This is a genomic window from Caballeronia sp. KNU42 (assembly GCF_053760385.1).
In genome coordinates this window covers 1736293-1756121 of record NZ_CM132390.1, presented here as the reverse complement: position 1 = coordinate 1756121, position 19829 = coordinate 1736293, and the positions used below count along the sequence as shown (strand labels likewise).

17 protein-coding genes and 3 riboswitches are annotated in these 19829 nt (G+C 60.8%); of the genes, 6 read left to right on the top strand and 11 right to left on the bottom strand.

Annotation, left to right across the window (positions count from 1 at the left end; translation table 11 throughout):
- Positions 1 to 110: 110 nt before the first annotated feature.
- From ACSOSP_RS39130 to cobW, 3 genes are read right to left on the bottom strand one after another with little or no spacing between them, the layout of a single operon-like run.
- Positions 111 to 1109 carry an ATP-binding protein gene (locus tag ACSOSP_RS39130; protein ID WP_455314366.1) on the bottom strand — a complete coding sequence of 333 codons (999 nt, stop codon included), beginning with the start codon at positions 1107 to 1109 and terminating at the stop codon, positions 111 to 113.
- Positions 1106 to 4879, bottom strand: a complete 3774-nt coding sequence (gene cobN / locus ACSOSP_RS39125; RefSeq protein ID WP_455314365.1) for a cobaltochelatase subunit CobN — start codon at positions 4877 to 4879, stop codon at positions 1106 to 1108. Before cobN ends, ACSOSP_RS39130 begins: the two co-directional genes overlap by 4 nt.
- Positions 4880 to 4882: 3 nt before the next feature.
- A complete protein-coding gene (gene cobW / locus ACSOSP_RS39120; RefSeq protein WP_455314364.1) occupies positions 4883 to 5971 on the bottom strand; it encodes a cobalamin biosynthesis protein CobW in 1089 nt (362 codons plus the stop codon).
- A gap of 171 nt (positions 5972 to 6142) precedes the next feature.
- Positions 6143 to 6423: riboswitch (cobalamin riboswitch) on the bottom strand.
- A 160-nt stretch (positions 6424 to 6583) separates the two neighbouring features.
- Positions 6584 to 6877, top strand: a riboswitch (cobalamin riboswitch).
- Between the two features lie 68 nt (positions 6878 to 6945).
- Here cobW and ACSOSP_RS39115 point away from each other — a divergent pair.
- Genes ACSOSP_RS39115 through ACSOSP_RS39100 form a run of 4 tightly spaced genes read left to right on the top strand, consistent with a single transcriptional unit; the run spans position 6946 to position 9614 of the window.
- Positions 6946 to 7470 (top strand): cobalamin biosynthesis protein, encoded by a 525-nt coding sequence (locus tag ACSOSP_RS39115; protein ID WP_455314363.1) that lies wholly within the window; start codon positions 6946 to 6948, stop codon positions 7468 to 7470.
- On the top strand, positions 7467 to 8069 hold the full coding sequence (gene cobO, locus ACSOSP_RS39110; RefSeq protein ID WP_455314362.1) for a cob(I)yrinic acid a,c-diamide adenosyltransferase: 603 nt from the start codon (positions 7467 to 7469) through the stop codon (positions 8067 to 8069). The genes ACSOSP_RS39115 and cobO overlap by 4 nt, the downstream gene beginning before the upstream one ends.
- A 1-nt stretch (position 8070) precedes the next feature.
- Positions 8071 to 9369 (top strand): cobyrinate a,c-diamide synthase, encoded by a 1299-nt coding sequence (locus ACSOSP_RS39105; protein ID WP_455314361.1) that lies wholly within the window; start codon positions 8071 to 8073, stop codon positions 9367 to 9369.
- Positions 9366 to 9614, top strand: coding sequence for a DUF1289 domain-containing protein (locus tag ACSOSP_RS39100; protein ID WP_455314360.1), 249 nt, complete (start codon positions 9366 to 9368; stop codon positions 9612 to 9614). The genes ACSOSP_RS39105 and ACSOSP_RS39100 overlap by 4 nt, the downstream gene beginning before the upstream one ends.
- A 59-nt stretch (positions 9615 to 9673) precedes the next feature.
- On the opposite strand, the gene ACSOSP_RS39095 is transcribed toward ACSOSP_RS39100, so the two are convergent.
- Positions 9674 to 10441 carry a CbtA family protein gene (locus tag ACSOSP_RS39095; RefSeq protein ID WP_455314359.1) on the bottom strand — a complete coding sequence of 256 codons (768 nt, stop codon included), beginning with the start codon at positions 10439 to 10441 and terminating at the stop codon, positions 9674 to 9676.
- 8 nt (positions 10442 to 10449) lie between these two features.
- Positions 10450 to 10683, bottom strand: coding sequence for a CbtB domain-containing protein (locus tag ACSOSP_RS39090; protein WP_455314358.1), 234 nt, complete (start codon positions 10681 to 10683; stop codon positions 10450 to 10452).
- A 31-nt stretch (positions 10684 to 10714) separates the two neighbouring features.
- A riboswitch (cobalamin riboswitch) is annotated at positions 10715 to 10861 on the bottom strand.
- A gap of 42 nt (positions 10862 to 10903) precedes the next feature.
- Between ACSOSP_RS39090 and ACSOSP_RS39085 the strand changes: the two genes are divergently transcribed.
- A complete protein-coding gene (locus ACSOSP_RS39085; protein ID WP_455314357.1) occupies positions 10904 to 11464 on the top strand; it encodes a histidine phosphatase family protein in 561 nt (186 codons plus the stop codon).
- Positions 11465 to 11527: 63 nt separating this feature from the next.
- On the opposite strand, the gene ACSOSP_RS39080 is transcribed toward ACSOSP_RS39085, so the two are convergent.
- The 3 genes from ACSOSP_RS39080 to ACSOSP_RS39070 all read right to left on the bottom strand — a co-directional run bounded on the left by ACSOSP_RS39080 (position 11528) and on the right by ACSOSP_RS39070 (position 13552).
- A complete protein-coding gene (locus tag ACSOSP_RS39080; protein ID WP_455314356.1) occupies positions 11528 to 11863 on the bottom strand; it encodes a hypothetical protein in 336 nt (111 codons plus the stop codon).
- An 82-nt stretch (positions 11864 to 11945) separates the two neighbouring features.
- A complete protein-coding gene (lhpI, locus tag ACSOSP_RS39075; RefSeq protein WP_455314355.1) occupies positions 11946 to 12896 on the bottom strand; it encodes a bifunctional Delta(1)-pyrroline-2-carboxylate/Delta(1)-piperideine-2-carboxylate reductase in 951 nt (316 codons plus the stop codon).
- Between the two features lie 86 nt (positions 12897 to 12982).
- Entirely contained in the window at positions 12983 to 13552 is a 570-nt protein-coding gene (locus ACSOSP_RS39070; protein ID WP_455314354.1) for a DUF2878 domain-containing protein, read from the bottom strand.
- Between the two features lie 259 nt (positions 13553 to 13811).
- Between ACSOSP_RS39070 and ppk2 the strand changes: the two genes are divergently transcribed.
- Entirely contained in the window at positions 13812 to 14708 is an 897-nt protein-coding gene (ppk2, locus tag ACSOSP_RS39065; RefSeq protein ID WP_455314353.1) for a polyphosphate kinase 2, read from the top strand.
- A gap of 8 nt (positions 14709 to 14716) precedes the next feature.
- Here ppk2 and ACSOSP_RS39060 read toward each other — a convergent pair whose 3' ends face one another.
- From ACSOSP_RS39060 to ACSOSP_RS39050, 3 genes are all read right to left on the bottom strand, one after another.
- Positions 14717 to 14956, bottom strand: coding sequence for a hypothetical protein (locus ACSOSP_RS39060; RefSeq protein WP_455314352.1), 240 nt, complete (start codon positions 14954 to 14956; stop codon positions 14717 to 14719).
- A 120-nt stretch (positions 14957 to 15076) separates the two neighbouring features.
- Positions 15077 to 16609, bottom strand: coding sequence for an efflux transporter outer membrane subunit (locus ACSOSP_RS39055; RefSeq protein WP_455314351.1), 1533 nt, complete (start codon positions 16607 to 16609; stop codon positions 15077 to 15079).
- A gap of 11 nt (positions 16610 to 16620) precedes the next feature.
- Positions 16621 to 19815 carry an efflux RND transporter permease subunit gene (locus ACSOSP_RS39050; protein WP_455314350.1) on the bottom strand — a complete coding sequence of 1065 codons (3195 nt, stop codon included), beginning with the start codon at positions 19813 to 19815 and terminating at the stop codon, positions 16621 to 16623.
- Between the last annotated feature and the right edge of the window lie 14 nt (positions 19816 to 19829).

Here is a 19829-nt window from a genome sequence, read left to right as displayed (position 1 = left end):
GTCGATGCGCGTGCCCGATTCACCCGCGCTCGATCGGGTTCTACCTTGCGCAGAAGCATCCAGCCATCGAAGGCGGCCGGGTTCGGCCTTTGCATCGTGCCTTCGATGGCTCAGGATTTTTTTGCGGCAAGCGGCCTTACGTTCTTGACTGTGGTGATGTCAACGGGCTCGGGAGGCATGTAGCCGAAGCTTGCGTCATCGGCATCTTTGGGGCGCTGTTGCTGGCCCGACTCGGCAGCGCCTTGATCGCCAGGCGCGCTGCCTTCCTTGCGCCGATGCAGCAGCACCGCTTCCGCCACACGTTCAACATGTTCCACGTTCACCGCTGAAGCTTCTTCAAATGCCGCCAGCGCTCGCGCTGCGCGCAGCATGACGAGATCGGCGCGCAAGCCGTCCACGCGAGCCTCGATGCATAACTCGCTGACGCGCGCGTGAACCGCATCGTCGAATTCGAGGGATGGAAGCAACGCTCTGGCTTGCTGTAGCTTTAGCGCCAAAGCTTCCTGTTGCCCGGCAAATTTCGAACGAAAAGCCTCGGGATTCATATCGAATGCGAGACGCGACTTAACGATCTCCCGGCGTTTTTCAGCGTCGAAACAATTCTGCAATGCCACTGCCAGACCAAAGCGATCCAGCAATTGCGGCCTGAGTTCGCCCTCCTCCGGATTCATGGTCCCGATCAGCACGAAGCGCGCTTCATGCCGATGCGAAATGCCGTCACGTTCGATCACGTTCACACCGCTCGCGGCGACATCGAGCAACTGATCCACAAGTTGATTGGGCAACAGGTTGACTTCATCGACGTACAACACTCCTTCATGCGCCTTCGCGAGCAAACCCGGCGAAAAGCGCACGTCACCCTCGCGCAACGCGGTTTGAATATCCAGCGAACCGATCAACTGTTCTTCGCTTGCGCCCAGCGGCAGGGTCACGAACTGGCCTTGCGGCAGTAGTTCAGCAAGCGCACGCGCAGTCGTTGATTTCGCGGTGCCACGCGGACCGCTGACCAATACGCCACCCAGTGCAGGATCGACCGCGGCTAGTAAAAGTGCTTGCTGCAAGGGCTCTTGTGCGACCAATGCGGCAAACGGGAAGATGAGTTCGTTCACGATCGTTGCCCTTCCAGTTGCTGTTCGGCATCCAGCAGATGGCGTTCTATCTGGTCCTGATACGCACCGGGACTTTGCCATAGGCCACGCTGTATTGCTTCGGTCAAACGCTCGCAGATCGAATGCAGTGCGTGCGGATTATGCTGTTGCATGAACGCTCGCGTGTCTGCGTCGTTCACGTAGGCATCGGAGACCAGCGCGTATTGATGATCCGATACGACCCGCGCGGTGGCGTCGTAACCAAACAGATAATCCACCGTTGCCGCGAGTTCCGACGCGCCCTTGTATCCATGTCGCTTCACGCCGTCGATCCATTTTGGATTGACCACCCGTGAGCGGATCACGCGGGAAATTTCTTCCTGCAGCGTGCGGATGCGTGGCGAGGCCGGATTGCTGTGGTCAGGGTTATACGCTTGCGGCTGGGTGCCGGAAAGATGCCGCACGGCCGCCACCATGCCGCCCTGGAACTGATGATAGTCATTCGAATCCAGCAGGTCGTGTTCGCGATTGTCCTGGTTCTGCACCACCACGTCGATGGTCGACAAGCGCGCACCGAAGGTATCACGCGCCTCCACGCCATCGCCCTTCTGCGAATACGCATACCCGCCTGAGCTTTGGAAACCGCGCGCGAGGTCAGCATCGTTTTGCCATTGCTTCGCGTCGATCATCTCCTGCAAGCCAGCGCCATATGCGCCCGGCTTCGTGCTGAACACGCGCCATCCTGCACGCAAGCGGGCTTCCTTCTCGTCGAGTCCACGCGCCATGTGTTCATCGCGTTCACGCATGATGCGCGCACGGATCGGGTTGAGGTCTTCACCTTCATCGTCGAGTTCGGCCACCGCTTGCACGGCGGCATCGAAGAGATGCATCAGGTTGGCGAATGCATCGCGGAAGAATCCCGACACACGCAGCGTCACATCAATGCGCGGGCGATTGAAGATGGTGATGGGCAGGACTTCAAAATCGGTCACGCGATTGCTGCCCGCCGCCCACTTGGGCCGCACGCCGATCAGCGCCATGGCTTGAGCAATATCGTCGCCGCCGGTGCGCATGGTGGCCGTGCCCCACACCGATAAACCAATCGCGCGCGGGTAATCGCCGTGCTCCTGGAGGTGGCGCTCGATTAGCAGGTTGGCGGACTTCAGGCCGAGCGTCCAGGCTGCGCGCGTTGGGACGGCGCGAGTATCGACCGAGTAGAAATTGCGGCCGGTAGGCAACACGTCCGGCCTTCCGCGCGATGGCGATCCGCTCGGACCCGGCGGTACGAAACGTCCGTCGAGACCGCGTTGAAGCTGCTTGAGCTCTTGCGGGCCGCAAGCGTCGAGCCGCACGAGCAGATCGCCGTTCAAGCGCGTCAGTACCTGTGAAGTGTTCGGCCCCGCCGCATCCAATGGCCCGTCGAGCAACGACGTTGCCAGCAACTCAAGTCGCTCGCGGGTGTCGCCATGATGACGCCACGGCGCATCGATCACCGTTTCAAGTTCAACAGGACGGGGACCTGTCCATGGCGCGGTCCAATCGGCATCGAGGGGATCGAATGCATCGCCCAGGTTCAAGTCACGAGCCAAAGCGGTAAGCACACTTACGTTCGCGCCTTGCGCATCGCCGGTTGGATAGCGGCCGAGGGCAAGCAGGGTATCGCGGCGTTGCACGCCTTGCGGAGATGCGCCGAACACATGCAGGCCATCGCGGATCTGAGCCTCTTTGAGCTCGCATAAATACGCGTCCGCCCGTGTCAGCAACACATCTTCGGTATCAGAATCACGAGGTTTATCGAGTCCGAGTTCCTCATGCAGCCGATGCTCGACGATGCTCGCCAGGATAGTCTTGCGAAGGAGCTTCGCGCGCCGCGGATCGACCATCAGCGCTTCATAATATTCGTCGACCTGACGTTCAAGGTCCTGCAACGGACCGTAGTTTTCAGCGCGCGTGAGCGGCGGCATCAAATGATCGATGATGACCGCCTGCGCCCGCCGCTTCGCCTGGCTGCCCTCGCCTGGATCGTTGACGATGAATGGGTACAGATGCGGCATGGCGCCCAGCGTCAAGTCGGGCCAGCACGACGCGCTCAATGCAACGCTCTTGCCCGGCAGCCATTCAAGGTTGCCGTGCTTGCCCACGTGAACGATCGCGTCCACGTTGAATCGCAGCCGCAGCCAGAAGTAGAACGCGAGATACGCGTGCGGCGGCACGAGTTCCGCGTCGTGATAACTGGCGTAGTCGCCACGCTCACGCGAGCGCGCCGGCTGGATGCCGATGAACACATGCCCGCAGCGCCAGCCCGCGATCATGAAGCGGCCGCGACGCACCGTGGGATCGCTTTCGGGCGGACCCCAGCGTGCATTCAACTCCTGCTGGACGTTGTCCGGCAGCTTCGCGAAAGCGTCGAGGTAGTCGTCGAGCGCCAGGCTTTGCAACGCGGGACGCAGATCTCGAACCACGGGATCGTTCGTCACGCCCGAGGTCAGCGCTTGCATCAGGGCGTCGCCATCGGCGGGAATTGCATCCACCCGATAGCCTTCTTTTTCCAGCATCGAAAGGATATTGACGACGGACGCGGGGGTATCCAGACCCACGCCGTTGCCAATGCGGCCCTCACTCAACGGATAATTCGCGAGCACGAGCGCGATGCGTTTGTCGGCGTTATCAAGTTGCCGCAAGCGACACCAGCGTTGGCTCAACTCAGCCACGAAACGCACCCGCTCAAAGTCCGGCTGATAGCGCACGACGTCGACTTGCGTGATCTTGCATCGATACGCAAGTCCCTTGAAGCTGATCGCACGCGTAATGATGCGGCCATCGACTTCCGGCAAGGCCACGTGCATGGCGACATCGCGCGAGTTCAGGCCATGGTTGTCCTTCAGCCAGTCTTCGCGATTTCCACCGCTGAGGATGACTTGCAGCACAGGCGCGTCGCCCGCGAGTTCGAAAGGCACGGGGTCGTCTATGACACCAGCCGCAAACGACGTCGTGTTAAGCACCAGCGACGCGCGATGATCCGCGCAAAGCTGCTGCACGACTTCGCGACTCAAAGGGTCCTTGAGCGACGCCATCGCGATCGGCAGCGGGTTGAGGCCCTGCGCTTCCAGGGCAACGATCAACGCATCGAATACGTCCGTGTTGCCGGACTGCAAATGGGCCCGATAGAACAGCATGGCGACAACGGGCGCACCTTGAATCCAGCGTTCTTTCCAGTCGTCAGCGGTCGCGATCTGCCGCGCCGGATGATAGATTGCCACGGCCGGTAACGGACTCGGCGCCCGCGCTTCGCGCCCGTACCCCAACGCTCGGAACGCAATGCAACGAAGAAACTCTTCGGCATTTTTCGCGCCACCTTCACGCAGATAACGCCAGAGCTGATCGCATAACGCCGGCTCGGCCGTACTCTTCGCCACGAGGTTCGGATCTTCCTGCAAGTCGCCGGAGAACATCACGAGCATCTGGCCATTGCGGCGCGCGAGCGTGGTGATGCTCTCGATTCCGTAAGGCCAGTACGCTTCGCCGCCAAGGTGATCGATGACGATCACGCGCGCATGTTTCAGCACGTCATCGACGTAAAAATCCACCGAGGCCGGTTGCCGCAAGAACGCCTGATTTGCCAGGCGCACCGCTGGAAAATCCGCTTCCAGATGCGGCACGACACTCGCGAGCAGCGAGAGCGTGGTGTCGGCAGAGCTGAGCACGACAATAGGCGCCGGCGTCTGATCGATACGCATGACGCCGGCTGCGTCGTCGACAAAACCGCCGGGCGTCGTGCGTAGCAGATGCATGGATCAGGCCTGCACGGGTGCGTTGGCGAGAGCCGCAACCAGCGCTTGTTGCAGACGCGGTTGATCGAGGTCTTCACCAATCAGCACGAACCGGCTGACTCCTTCGCTGGCTTCTTCTGCTGTCCAGCGGCGGTCAAAGTAGGTATCGAAACGCTGACCCACTCCCTGCACGACGAGCCGCATGGGCGTGCCCGGCAAGGCCGCGAAACCCTTCACGCGATAGATCGTGTTGGCATCGACCAGCGAACGCAACGCAGCGACCACAGCCTCGCGCGACTCGACCCGCGCTTGCACCACGACTGAATCGAAGTCGTCGTGGTGATGATCGGCGTGGTCTTCGTCATCGACGGAACCATGATGATCGACCCGCAGATGAATCGTCGTTTCCGACGCCGCCTCAAGCCCGAGCAGCGCATGCAGATCAAGCTGCCCCATCTGCGCCGGCACGATCTTCACGCCTGCCGGAATTTCGCCGCGAATCAGCGTTTCCACCGCGCGTTGCTGCGTTTCGTCGATCAGGTCGGTCTTGTTGAGAATCACCAGGTCCGCTGAAGCAAGCTGATCTTCGAACAACTCATGCAGCGGCGATTCGTGATCGAGGTTCGGATCGGCGCGTCGTTGTGCGTCGACAGCCTGCGGGTTCGCCGCGAACTGGCCGCTTGCAGCAGCGGCACCATCTACAACAGTCACGACAGCATCTACGGTGAATGCATTCTTGATGGACGGCCAGTTGAAAGCCTGAACGAGCGGTTTGGGCAACGCCAGGCCGGAGGTCTCGATCAGCACGTGATCGATCTGATCACGCCGTTCGACGAGTTGCTCCATCACCGGATAAAACTCTTCCTGCACGGTGCAGCAGAGACAACCGTTCGACAACTCATACAGATTCGGTTGATCCGTGACGCTTTCGTCCTCGCAGCCGATGTTGCAGCCCTTCAGGATTTCGCCGTCGATGCCCAGTTCGCCGAACTCGTTCACGATCACCGCGATCCGCAGCCCTTTCGCGTTTTGCAGGATGTGCCGCATCAATGTGGTCTTGCCGCTGCCGAGGAAACCCGTGACGACCGTGACCGGGATTTTGCGCGTTTGCATCCGTTGCTCCGTTTATCGATTGGCTGCTTGCTGCCGGAATGCATGGCCCTTTGCCGACCGAGGCGAGCTATAAAACGCGCTCGCGAATGTCGCGAAGCAGGATGGCAATCCGGAAAAGCATGGTGAAAAGTGTCGATCGTATGCCGCATCCCCGCGACAAACGTCCGCTTCAGGTGTTGACTCGTTCCGGCCGGTATCCGGGCTGGCGAAAATGCCGCTTCACCTTCCCGCATGACATCACGCATGCAGTGGTTTTTCGAAGCCGGCTTTATCGTGCGCAGTGGTGTGAACCCGGCGTGAACCAGGATAAAACCACGTCGCGGGATTTTCGCTTGACCGTTGCGGGGGCAGCGCAGGTTGGCACGGCCGGGATTCCGGCAACGCTTCCTGCTTCCCGTTTAACTGCGCGCAGCAAGAAACCGCGCGCGAGCACCAGAAAACTACCGCGAAGTCTAGGCTGATGGGCAATGAGCGTCAAGGTTTGACCGGGGTGCGCAAAGGTCTTCAGCCCCTGCCTCGCGACGGGATACTTCGCCGTTGCGAGCACAATGGACCTGCTTTACCGGGCGGTTCCAACCGGTAAAAGCCCAGCGCAACCAGCACCCCATGTGCTATCTTTGCCCCGCGTCTGGTGCTCACGCGCGCTTTTCCTGCGCGCGTAGTTAAACGGGAAACAGGATCTGCATGTGCGTATTTTCAAGGCCTCAGGCCCCACGCACCGTGTCGGCAAAAACCTGTGCTGTCCCCGCAACGGTACGCGACCCGCGCCTGCTTCGACTGACTGTCATTGCTGATTCTCATTCGAAGCGAGCGCCCATTTCCTCCACGGCCACTGCTCCGACGAGCGGGAAGGCGAGCGGAATGCGGTCGCCAAGCCCGGATACCGGCCAGTCGCCAAGTGGTGCGCTTTAGCTTTGACAGCGCGCTGGACGCCACATCCGCGAGGGACGGATGAAGGACGTAGTGCTTATATCGTGTCAGATGAATCCAATTTTCCAGCGCTCGATATCGATACCGCGCTCACCTCGATGCCTGCCTTTGCGCAGGCTCGCTTGCGTTCGTCCCGATCGCGCGAGCCGGGCGCAATCGTGAGCACGTGGGTCATCGGTATAGGATGCCGGCGCGGTGTCAGCGTCGAACAAATTCATGCCGCCGTGTTCGCGGCGCTCGGGACGCGGCCGCTGGCGAGCATTCGCGCGCTGGCATCGATCGATAGCAAGAACGACGAAACCGGACTGCTCGAATTCGCCGATCGCCACGGTTTTCCCTTGCAACTTTTTTCGAAGCAACACATCGCGCAGATCGAGACTGGCGCGTCGGAACGGGTTCGGGCGCTGCTTGGCATCGATGGTGTCTGCGAACCCTGCGCGCTGCTGGCATCGCGCAACGGACGAATCATCGTGCCAAAAACCGTGACCGGCGGCGTGAGCGTCGCTATCGCTGAAGACACTGCCGAAGACGATCCGAATCAACCGACTGACAACGAGAGACCATCATGAAAACGGACGAAGAATCGCATCTGCGCATGACCCAGCGACGCAAGGAAGGCCACGAGAAAAAGCAGGCCGCCGCTGCGCGCGAGAAGGGTCTCCTGATCGTCAATACGGGCACGGGCAAGGGTAAGACCACGGCAGCGTTCGGCATGGCCGTTCGCGTGCTCGGACACGGCATGCGGCTCGGCGTGGTGCAGTTCATCAAAGGCGCGCTGCATACGTCCGAACGCGATTTCCTCGGCGCAATCGCGAACTGCGACTTCATCACCATGGGCGACGGCTACACCTGGGACACGCAGAATCGCGATGCCGACATCGCGACGGCTCGCAAGGGTTGGGACGCGGCGCGCACAATGATTGAAAGCGGCGAGTACCAGATGGTCGTGCTCGACGAGCTCTGCACAGTGCTCAAATACGAGTACCTGCCGCTCGAAGAAGTGCTCGCGGTGCTCAATGCGCGGCCTGACATGCTGCATGTGGTCGTGACGGGGCGCCATGCGCCGGACGCGCTTATCGAAGCAGCCGATCTCGTGACGGAAATGCGCCCGATCAAGCATCCGTATCGCGAGCAAGGGGTGAAGGCGCAACGCGGCGTCGAGTTCTGACGTGCGCGCGTGCCCCGCTCTATTCATCAGCGCGCCTGCGTCGAACCAGGGCAAGACCACCGTCACCGCCGGGCTCGCGCGCTATTACGCACGCCTTGGCCTGCGCGTGCGGGTCTTCAAGACCGGCCCCGACTTCCTCGATCCAATGATCCTGGAACGCGCGTCCGGCGCGCCGGTGTATTCGCTGCATTTGTGGATGGTCGGCGAGAGCGGCTGCCGCGCGCTGCTCGCGCAAGCGGCGCAAGAAGCCGATCTGATCCTGATCGAAGGCGTGATGGGCCTCTTCGACGGCACACCCAGCAGCGCCGATCTCGCATCCGCGTTCGGCGTGCCGGTGCTCGCCGTGATCGGCGCGCACGGCATGGCGCAGACCTTCGGCGCAATGGCGTTCGGGCTCGCTCGCTACCGCGCGGAGCTGCCCTTTCACGGTGTGCTCGCCAATCGCGTGGCGTCGGCACGGCATGCGCAAATGCTGAGCGAATCCATTCCAGAAGGCATCCGATATTGCGGACATCTGTCGAGCGCCGACGACATGACGCTGCCCGGACGACACCTGGGTCTCACGCAAGCAGCGGAGGTGGCGGACATCGATGCACGGCTGGATCGCGCAGCAGACGCCATCGGCGAGACTACCTTGCGCGAGTTGCCGCCCACGGTCGAATTTGATCACGAAGCCGTCGAGCAGCCGCCGCGTTTGATGGAAGGCCTGCACATCGCCATTGCCCGCGATGCCGCGTTTTCGTTCATCTACCCGGCCAATCTCGATCTGCTGAAGGCGATGGGCGCAACGCTCGCGCTCTTCTCCCCCCTCGCCGATGAACCCGTTCCCGCGCATGCAGACGCGCTTTATCTGCCGGGTGGATATCCGGAATTGCACGCCGCCAAACTTGCAGCGAACGCAGTGAGTGCGGCCTCGATTCGCGCGCATGTCGAAGCAGGTAAAGCCGTGGTCGCGGAATGCGGCGGCATGTTGTATCTGCTCGATTCGCTGACGGATATCGACGGTTCGCAGCATGCGATGCTAGCCCTTCTGCCCGGCCACGCGAAGATGCAGAAACGCCTGGCCAGACTCGCCATGCAGCGGGTCGAAAGCCGCCACGGCACTCACACCGGCCACACCTTCCACTACTCGTCCATGACGACCAGCATGTCGCCGGTGCTCACCGCAACGCACGCCACCACGGGCGTGGAAGGTGAAGCGATCTATCGTCATGGCTCAATTACGGCTACCTACATGCACACTTACTGGCCGACAAATCCGGCGGCGACCGCCGCCCTCTTTCGCGGCGAAACGCTATGACAACGCCTGTGGAACTGCCAATGGAAATCGACGTACCGCTCGAACTCACGTTCACCATCGAGCGCGCCAGACAGCTTCAACCCGTGGGCTCGCCATGCACGGACGTATGCCGGCTCGACAAGACCACCGGTCATTGCGAAGGCTGCTTCAGGAGCCGCGAAGAAATCAAGGCATGGAAAACCATGGCCGACGCCGACAAGCTCACGCTGTTCGATACCCTGCTCGCGCGCAAGGCCGCGCTATGAAAAAGGGGCGGCCTGCAAGCCGCCCCTCATCACATCCACACTAACGCTTGACGAAGCGCTCAGGCCGAAGCGATCCGCCGTGCCGGCGCCTTTTCCAATTCACGTTGCGCGAGCACGCCGAACAGCAAACCGAGCGTGGTCCAGATCACAGCCTGAATACCGATTGCCGCCACGCGGAACTTCCACAGCAGCGCCGCTGAGAACAGCTTCGGCACTTCGTCGACCGGTGGCAGCGCGAGGTACGCCAGCCCCATCAGCACGATATACACCGCCGCCGAGATCAGCACCGCGTTCCAGTTGCCATGGCGCGCTTGCAGACGACGCTGCAGCCGCACAGCAAACACCGCCACGATCAGCGAGATAGCGACCATGCCGAAAAACAGCGCGGTGCGTGCGCCGATCGTGTCGGGGTTTCCCACGGAAGGCGGATTGGGCGGGTATTTAAGGAACGGTACGATCGCGACGGTCACGAAACCGAACAAGCCAAGCAACGCCGATGTGCCGCGTGCCCGCAAAGCGCCAATGCGTGCATACGAAAAAGCGAACACGAGCGAGAAGAGGCCGCCCAACGCTGTCCCGAACACGCAGACACCGGTCAGCAAACCCAGCCCCGCTTGCGTGCCGCGACTGACAAGCTCGACGTCATCGGCGGGATCGTGCTGATGCCCGGCCGCCGCTTCCGCTTCCTCGTGCAATTTTTCTTGCTGCGATTCAAAGGCAATCGCGCGATCGACCGCAGGCTCGCCAAAGGTTTTGGCCACGCAAAAGCCGAGCAGGCCCGCGACGAGTCCCGCGATCATCCCGCGTATCAAAAGATTTCGGATCATGGTCGGTCTCAGTGGCAGGGAAAGCCGAGCAGATGGCGACCGTCGTGGACAAACTCGTGGATATACATGCCCTGGAAAATCGAAGTCGCGCCCTGTTCGGCGCCGACAAAATAAATCGCGAGCAGCGCAAGCAGGCCGATAAATATTGCCCAGGGCAGCACTTCACGCACCGGAATGGGCATCGGTGCATCAAATGCGGGAATGTTGGCGGAGAAACTGGCGGATGCAGCAGGATGGTTCATGAACGACTCCAAGGGAATACGCGTCCCGTAAGACAAAAGAAAGGCTGCAGCGGGGGTCTGACTTGCAGATGCTGAAAGAAGGCTGAAGCGCTACCAGTCCGATTCGACATCCGCTCACAGTGGCGCGACCGTGCCGGGTTTTCACCGGCTTCCTCGCGCTGCAAGCTTGCCATTCTAAAATGAGTTGGTGGAATGTAAAGCAATCCCTTAATCGAGCTCCATGAAAACCGAACTGATCTTGTTGTGCCACGCGAGCACGCACGCGATGAAAACCGGCTCGTTTCCGCGTAGCGGCGACGCTATTGATGAGCTTGAGTTATCCCGGCTCCCGCGGCTGGTGTCGACGTTTCAACCGGATCGCGTCGTCACAAGCCCGGCCCACGCTGCCGTGCAAACCGGACGAGCGTTCGGAATTGCAACGGGCGTTGACACGTCGTGGAGCGACCTGGATTACGGCCTGTGGCAAGGCCGTCCGATCCGCGAGATCCATGATGAAGACGCGGCCGGATTGGGTGCATGGCTTTCCGACCCGCGAAGCGCGGCGCATGGCGGTGAGAGTCTGGAAGCCCTTCAAACAAGAGTCCGCGACGCGCTTGAGAGCAAACGGGAGGCTGGCGTCACGCTGGTCGTGACGCATGCAATCGTGGTCAAGACTGTGCTGGCGACCGTGCTGGACGCACCGCTTACGGCAATCTATTGCATGGACCTCGAGCCGCTCTCGGCCATCACACTCACTCGCTCGGGCGACGCATGGCGCCTTCGATGCAAGTCTTCCGTATGATAAAAATACTTCGTTCGGACCAGATGCTGGAAAACCGAAGCAGCACTCTGAGACGGCGTGCACTCACGCTTTCGCGCCACGTGCCATGCGCTGGAGTGTCGAAGAATCAATCGCGCCCGCGCAGATCCTGATCGCTTCTTTCAGCGTGCGGGGGCGGCCCGCTGCGAAATGCGCTTCAAGGATCGCGATGGCGCGAAGCCGTTCGCCGTTGCCGAGCTTCTCGCCGGTCGCCAGTTCCAGCACCGATATGAAGTACGTCGCCGGTGGCGTAGTTCGGGAAGGCGCTGTTGGCGTGGCGGCGGGAATGGCATTTGACCATGCCTGCCTTGCAATGGTCGCTACATCGGACGGGGCGCGCCAATCCGCTTCTCTCAGTTCAAATTCTTGTCTACTGGTCATTAATCAAGCCCTGAAATAATCCTCGGTTCACTGTGAAATATTTAGCAAGGACTATTCCAGCTTGTATATGCCGGCGCTTTTCTTAACCTGCTTCGAGCATCGTCCGGACGACCCTGCACGCGGCCAGATCCCACGCCGCACACCCCACGCTCTTGAAAACGACTGGCCGCTTCTTGATCCCCGAATCATCCGCCTGACCGCTCAACGCGCTGGCAAGCGGCCGTACCTCGTCCCAATCGATATCTGCTTGGATCAGGTCCCCGGCCTCATGCCGCGCGCCGGCCAGATCGTCCACGAACACATCGCTCGCAAGCACCGTCGATGCCGCGATTTCAGCAGCATCGGGCGTGAACGCACCCACGCCAATCACGAGCCGGCCCTCGATGGGCGGCAGCGTATAGACCGGCGTTTTGCTTGTAGTCGTCGCGATAACCACATCGATCGACGCAGGAATATCCGCGTCCTTCAACACGCTCAATCTCGTCGATAACCCCGCATGATCCGCGCAAAACGCCTCGGCTCGTTCGACCCGCGAGCCCTGCACGATGATCTTCGCAGCCGGAAAAAGCGCGCTCAGCGCCTCGACGTGATGCGCGGCCTGCTTGCCCGTGCCGATGACCAAAACCTCCGCAGGCGCGCGTCCAAGCAGCGCCTGGATGCCGATCATGGTGACCGCGGCCGTGCGGCGGCCGGTTACCGTGGGACCGTCGAGCATGAAAAGCGGTACACCGGTCTCAGCATCGAATGCCGTGACCTGGCCGTGAATGGTCGGTAGCCCCAGCGCACCATTCTTCGGGCACACGTTGACGAGCTTGTGCATGGCGAGGTCGGCGGCTGCGGCGGGCATCGATAGCATCACGGCGCCATCGTTAAGCGGCACCACCATGCGTTCGGGGCTCTTGATGAGGCCGTTGGCATAGTCGAGCATGGTGAGCTTCAGGGTATCGACGAGGCGATCGAAGGGCAGCAGGCGCGCGGTTTGCGCGTCGTCGAAACGAGCAAGCGAAGACGAAAGCGAATCGGTATTGGTCATGGCGGTCGCAAGGAGAATGCCGTTGGCAAGGGGGCATTCTAAGGGCAAACAAATAGCCTCTGGCCTTTGCTGAAACTCTGCCGGAATCAGTGCACCCCGTCCCACCGCCGTGACAGCAGGATCAGCACCGGCATCAGGATCGCCCAGCCGATACCCAGAACGATCGTCGCGAGCAAGGGTTGCACAAAACGCACCGCGCCGAGCGCGGCGCCTGCGCGGAACGACATCGGCCCGGCTATCGCGCCAAGGAACGAAGCAAGCAGCATGCGTTGCCTGGGTTGCTTGAGCCAGCCGAACGTGGTGTTGAATTGCGCCGCGAACAGCGCCCACAATGCAAGGATCCAGTAAGATGCTGTGCCTGGCAATACGGCGCCGTTCGGATACACGAGCAACCCGGTGGCCACCGGCACGCTCTCCCAGATCGCGCCCACCATCACGACACTGGCCAGCAGCTTAAATTCCTGCAAGGGCCGCGCAACCCGCGCCAGATGCACGGCGACGAGCACAATGGTTGCCGCGACGCCCATCCATGGCACATCGTGTGCGGCGCTCAGTACACAGGCAAACCAGCCGAGCTGCCCGATCACGAAATAGACGGACGGCGCCCAGCGTTCGACTGTCGATGGGCGCTGTGTACCAACGGATGAGTCGTGCATGCGGCTTCCGGTTTGCGCGCAAAATGCGCCAAGTGTAACGACGCTATCGCACATCGCATACCGCAGCCGGCCATTGATGCACGCTAACCGCGAGAAAGCGGATCATTCGTCTGACCGTTACCTTGCGCTTGACGGGCCTGTCGTAACATTCCTGAAATTATCGGGCCTGATAATCGATAATTTGCATGATTGCGGGCTTTTGCATTGCCTGCCGGGACGATTGAACGCGGTCAACACGCCCAACCAAACGGAGCTTCCCATGAATTCGCAGGAAAAACAGCGCCGCTTCGAAGAAGACCTGATCGACAGCTACGACGAAGAACTCGAGATGGAAGTCGATGACCGCATCCTCGACGGCGACGGTGCGCTGTCCGCCGAAGCACGCGAGCAGCGCAAGATCTACTTTCGCGAACTGTTCCGCCTGCAAGGCGAGCTCGTGAAGCTGCAAGACTGGGTCGTCGCCAGCGGCCACCGGCTCGTGGTGATCTTTGAAGGACGCGACGCCGCCGGCAAGGGCGGCGCGATCAAGCGCATCACGCAGCGGCTCAATCCTCGGGTTTGCCGGGTCGCCGCGTTGCCCGCGCCGAACAATCGCGAACGCACCCAATGGTATTTCCAGCGCTATGTGTCGCATCTGCCCGCAGGCGGCGAGATCGTGCTGTTCGACCGCAGCTGGTACAACCGGGCGGGCGTGGAACGCGTGATGAATTTCTGTACCGATGCCGAGTACGAAGAGTTCTTTCGCTCAGTGCCCGAGTTCGAAAAGATGCTGGTGCGCAGCGGCGTGCAGATACTGAAGTACTGGTTCTCGATCACCGACGACGAACAGGAAGTGCGCTTCCAGGCGCGTATTGAAGATCCGTTGAAGCAGTGGAAGCTGAGCCCGATGGACCTGGAAAGCCGCCGTCGCTGGGAAGCCTATACGCACGCGAAGGAAGTCATGCTGGCGCGCTCGCATATTCCCGAAGCACCGTGGTGGGTCGTGCAGGCTGTGGACAAGAAACGCGCTCGGCTCAACTGCATTCATCATCTGCTGAGCCAGGTGCCGTATCACGAGATCGAGCACCCCACGATCGAATTGCCTGACCGCGTTTATAACGATGACTATCTGCGGCAGCCTGTGCCGCAAAGCATTATCGTGCCGGAGATATATTAATTAAGCTCTTAGCAGTGGCAGGTCTTGTCATGCATGGCATGGACCTGCGGCGGCTTGGCATCGCTACGATCTGCTTGATCGAAGCGATGCCTGAACACCGCGTGAAACATGTATTGCGAACTCTTCATGACCACCACGAACGTCACTTGCATCAGGTTGAAATCGAGCGTCACCATCAGGCGCATCAGGATCAACAGCGGTAGTACGACGGCGGGTCGGTAGAGTTGTCGTTCAATTAAGGCTTTCATGACGGCTCCCGTATCCATACTTTTATTTTACGGACCGGGAGCCTCCGGATAAACCCTCTGCAATCGAAGACACTTGTCGCGCGTTTTGAACAATCGCGCTTACAGTGCTGCGTTCAATGCTTAACGCGACGCAACGCTCGCGTCTGACGCAGATGCGACAGGTGCAGCAGGCGCCGCCGGCATATCTCCCCAACCACCACCCAGCGCGCGGATCAGGTTCACCGTCGAGGTAGCCTGCACGCCCGCCAGTTGAACCGCTGCGCGCTGTGACTGCAGCACGGTCCGCTCGGCATCGATCACGTCAAGATAGTTGACCGCGCCCTCGGTGTACTGCGAACGAGAGAGCTGCGCTGCACGGTTCGACGCGCTCACCGCTTCCGCTTGCGTGCGTGTCTGGTCCTGAAGGATGCGCAGGTCCGAGAGGTTGTCCTCCACTTCCTGGAACGCCACCAGCACCTGCTGCCGATAGTTCGCGACATCCTCTTCATAGATCGCGCGTGCATTTGCGAGATTGCCCTTGCGTCGGCCGCCATCGAAGATCGGCAGGTTGAGCGCCGTGCCCGCGAACGGTCCGAGCAGGAACGTACGGCTCGACCAGTTGAACAGATCGCCAAGCGTCGCCGATTCGAATCCACCCGAGCCCGTTATATTGAGCGACGGGAAAAACGCCGCCTTCGCCACACCGATCCGCGAGTTCGCGGCCGCCATTGCACGCTCGGCCGCTGCAATATCCGGACGACGTTCGAGCAACGATGAAGGCAAGCCTGGCGGAATCTTTATATCGACAGGCGTCAGCGGGTTCGCCGCCATCGAGAACTGCGATGCAGCCTTCCCCAGCAGCACCGCAAGGCTGTGCTCGGACGCAGCGCGCAAGCGCTGCACCGTCATGGCGTCGGACTTGGCCGTGGCAAGCTCGGACCTCGCCTGCGCCACGTCCAGCTCGCTGATCTCGCCTTCGTTAAAGCGGTTCTGCACGAGCTTCAATGCCTCTTCGCGCAGCGTGACGGTACGCGTGAAGACCTCGCTTTCCGAATCGAGCTCGCGCAGGTTGAAGTAGTTCTGCGCCACATCCGCTTGCAACGCGAGTTGCACGGAACGGAACAGCGCTTCGCTTTGCTCGGTGTCGGCGTTTGCGGCTTTCACCGAATCCGACACGCGACCGAACAGGTCCACTTCATACGACGCGCTGGCCTCCGCGCGCCATAGCGTTTGCGAAGGAATGTTCGCGTTGGCCGGCTGGAACTGGGACGCCGGCGAAAGCTTCTCGCGCGTCGGACCAAAGCCCGCATCCAGCGTCGGGAACAAGCCTGCCCGCGCAGTCTGGTTGATCGCACGCGATTCCTTCACGCGTGCAGCCGCTGCCTTCAGGTTCTGGTTCGCATCGAGCGCCTGATGTTCCAGGTCGTTGAGCGTCGGGTCATTGAAGACCGTCCACCACTCGCCGCGCATCGCCTGTTCCGACGGTTGCGCAGTCTTCCACGTGCCCTGCTCCGAAGGCGCCAAAGCAGTTTCCTGCGGTGTTTCCTTGAAGGCTGCCGGCGCGCTCACGTCGGGCTTCGTATAGGTCGGCGCAAGCGAACAGCCTGCCACTACCAGCAACGATCCGAGTAAGACCGACAACCCCAGCCATCGCCTTGCATTCAACGTTTTCATTTCGATCTCTCTCATGCTTCGAGCGAAGCATTGACACCGCGCATGTGCGGATTGTGGCCATGCTTGTCGACGAGATGCTCGCCGCCAGCCAGCTTTCTCAACAGCACATAAAACACCGGCGTAAGCATCAGGCCGAACAGCGTCACGCCGAGCATGCCGAAGAACACTGCCACGCCCATGGCATGGCGCATTTCCGAACCCGCGCCCGACGACAGCACGAGCGGCACCACGCCCATGATGAAAGCGATCGACGTCATCAGGATCGGCCGCAAGCGCAGGCGGCTCGCTTCAATGGCCGCCTCCACGATCGAGCGTCCCTGCATTTCCAGCTCTCGCGCAAATTCCACGATCAGGATGGCGTTCTTCGCCGACAAGCCCACCAGCACCATCAAGCCGATCTGCGTGAAGATATTGTTATCGCCCTTCGTGAGCCATACACCGACCAGCGCCGAGAGAATGCTCATGGGCACGATCAGGATCACGGCGAGCGGCAGCGTCAGGCTTTCATACAGGGCCGCGAGCACGAGGAACACGAGCAGCACGCTGATCGGGAACACCCACATGGCCGCATTGCCTGCAAGAATCTGCTGGTACGTCAGGTCGGTCCATTCGAACTTGATGCCGCGCGGCAGCGTTTCAGCGGCAATGCGTTCCACCGCAGCCTGCGCCTGGCCCGACGAATAACCCGGAGCCGGACCGCCGTTGATGTCGGCAGCGGTGTAGCCGTTGTAGCGCACCACCATCTCCGGACCATAGGTCGGCGTCACCTTGACGAGCGACGAGAGCGGCACCATTTCGCCATTCGCGTTACGCGTCTTGAGCAAGCCGATGTCTTCCGAAGTCGAGCGGAACGGCGCATCCGCCTGTACCCGAACCTGATACACACGGCCGAAGCGGTTGAAGTCGTTCACATACAGGGAACCCAGATACACCTGCATCGTGCTGAATACATCGGTGACCGATACACCCAGTTGCTTCGCCTTCACACGATCCAGATCCACGTTCAATTGCGGCACGTTGATCTGATAGCTGGAGAACGTCGGACCCAGTTCAGGCGTCTGCGATGCACGCTTGATGAACGCCTGCGTCGCGTCGTTCAGTGCGGCGTAGCCCAGCGCCCCACGGTCTTCCAGTTGCAGCTTGAAGCCGCCCAGCGTTCCGAGCCCCAACACCGGCGGCGGCGGGAACACGGCAATGAACGAACCCTTGATCGCCGCATATTTCTGGTTCAGCGAGCCCGCAATGGCACCGGCCGAAAGCGCCGCGCCCTTACGCTCGTTAAACGGCTTGAGCGTCACGAACACAATGCCCGCGCTCGACGAATTCGTGAAACCGTTCACTGACAAGCCCGGGAATTCCACCGCGCTTTGCACGCCCGGCGTCTTCCTCGCGATGTCTGTCATCTGGCGAATCACTGCTTCGGTACGATCGAGCGACGCGCCGTTGGGCAACTGCGCAAAGCTGATCAGGTACTCCTTGTCCTGCGCCGGCACGAAACCTCCGGGCACGACCTTGCCCATCATCACGGCGCCGCACAGCAGCACCACGTAGACGCCCATCATCAGCGCCTTGCGGTTGATGACACTCGTCACGCCCTTGCCGTAGTTCTCCGAACCACGCTTGAAGACCTTGTTGAACTGGCGGAAGAAGCCACCGAAAACACGATCCATGCCGCGCGTCAGCCAGTCCTTCGGTTCGTCATGGCCCTTCAGCAACAATGCTGCCAACGCCGGCGACAACGTCAGCGAGTTGAACGCCGAGATCACCGTGGAGATGGCGATGGTCATCGCGAACTGCTTGTAGAACTGACCCGTGAGGCCGGACATGAACGCGAGCGGCACGAACACGGCAGTCAACGTCAATGCGATGGCGATAATCGGCCCGCTCACTTCGCGCATGGCCTGATAGGTCGCCTCTCGCGCCGATAGCCCCGCCTCAATATTGCGCTCGACGTTCTCCACCACCACGATCGCATCGTCCACCACGATCCCAATTGCCAGCACCATCCCGAACAATGACAAAGCGTTGATCGAGAAACCGAAGGCCAGCAGCAATGAGAACGTACCGATGATCGACACCGGCACCGCCAGCAACGGAATAATCGACGCACGCCAGGTCTGCAGGAACACGATCACCACCAGCACGACCAGCGCGATGGCTTCGATCAGCGTGTGAATCACCGCCTCAATACTTGAGCGCACGAACTGCGTCGGGTCATAGACGATCTGGTATTCAACGCCCGCCGGCATATCCGCCTGCAGTTCCTTCATCGTCTGGCGGACCTGGTCGGAGATTTGCAGCGAGTTCGCGCCTGGCTGCTGGTTGATCGCCATCGCGACCGCGGTCTTGTTGTCGAGCAGTGAGCGCAACCCATATTCCGATGCTGCCAGCTCCACGCGCGCCACATCGCCCAGATGCGTGACCGCGCCGTCAGGCGACGTCTTGAGCACGATGTCCCTGAACTCCGCTTCGTTCTGCAAGCGGCCTTGAGCATTCACGTTCAGTTGCAACGGTACGTTCGACAGAGTCGGCGACGCACCGATCACGCCCGCGGCCACCTGCACGTTCTGCTCGCGGATCGCGTTGACTATGTCGGTTGCCGTCATGCCGCGCTGCGCGACCTTTTGCGGATCGAGCCAGATTCGCATGGAGTAGTCGCCTGAGCCCCACAGCTGAACTTCGCCCACGCCCTGGATCCGCTCAAGCCGGTCCTTCACGTTGATCAGCGCGTAGTTGCGCAGATACGTCATGTCGTAGCGGTTATTCGGCGAGTTCAGGTGAACCACCATGGTGAGCGTCGGCGATGACTTGATGGTCGTCACGCCGAGCCGCGTCACGTCTTCCGGCAAACGCGGCAGCGCTTGCGCCACGCGGTTCTGCACCAGTTCCTGTGCCTTGTCCGGGTCCGTGCCGAGCTTGAACGTCACCGTGATGGTCAAATTGCCGTCGCTGTTTGCCTGCGACTGCATGTACAGCATGTCTTCCACGCCGTTGATCTGCTCTTCCAATGGCGAGGCCACCGTTTCGGCGATCACCTTCGGATTCGCGCCCGGATACTGCGCGTGGACGACCACGGACGGTGGCACGACTTCCGGATATTCGGAGATCGGCAGCTTGAACATGGCGATGATGCCCGCCAGCAGCAGGAGCACCGACAACACACCCGCAAAGATCGGGCGGTCGATGAAAAACTTGGAAATGTTCATGACGTTTTCTTTAT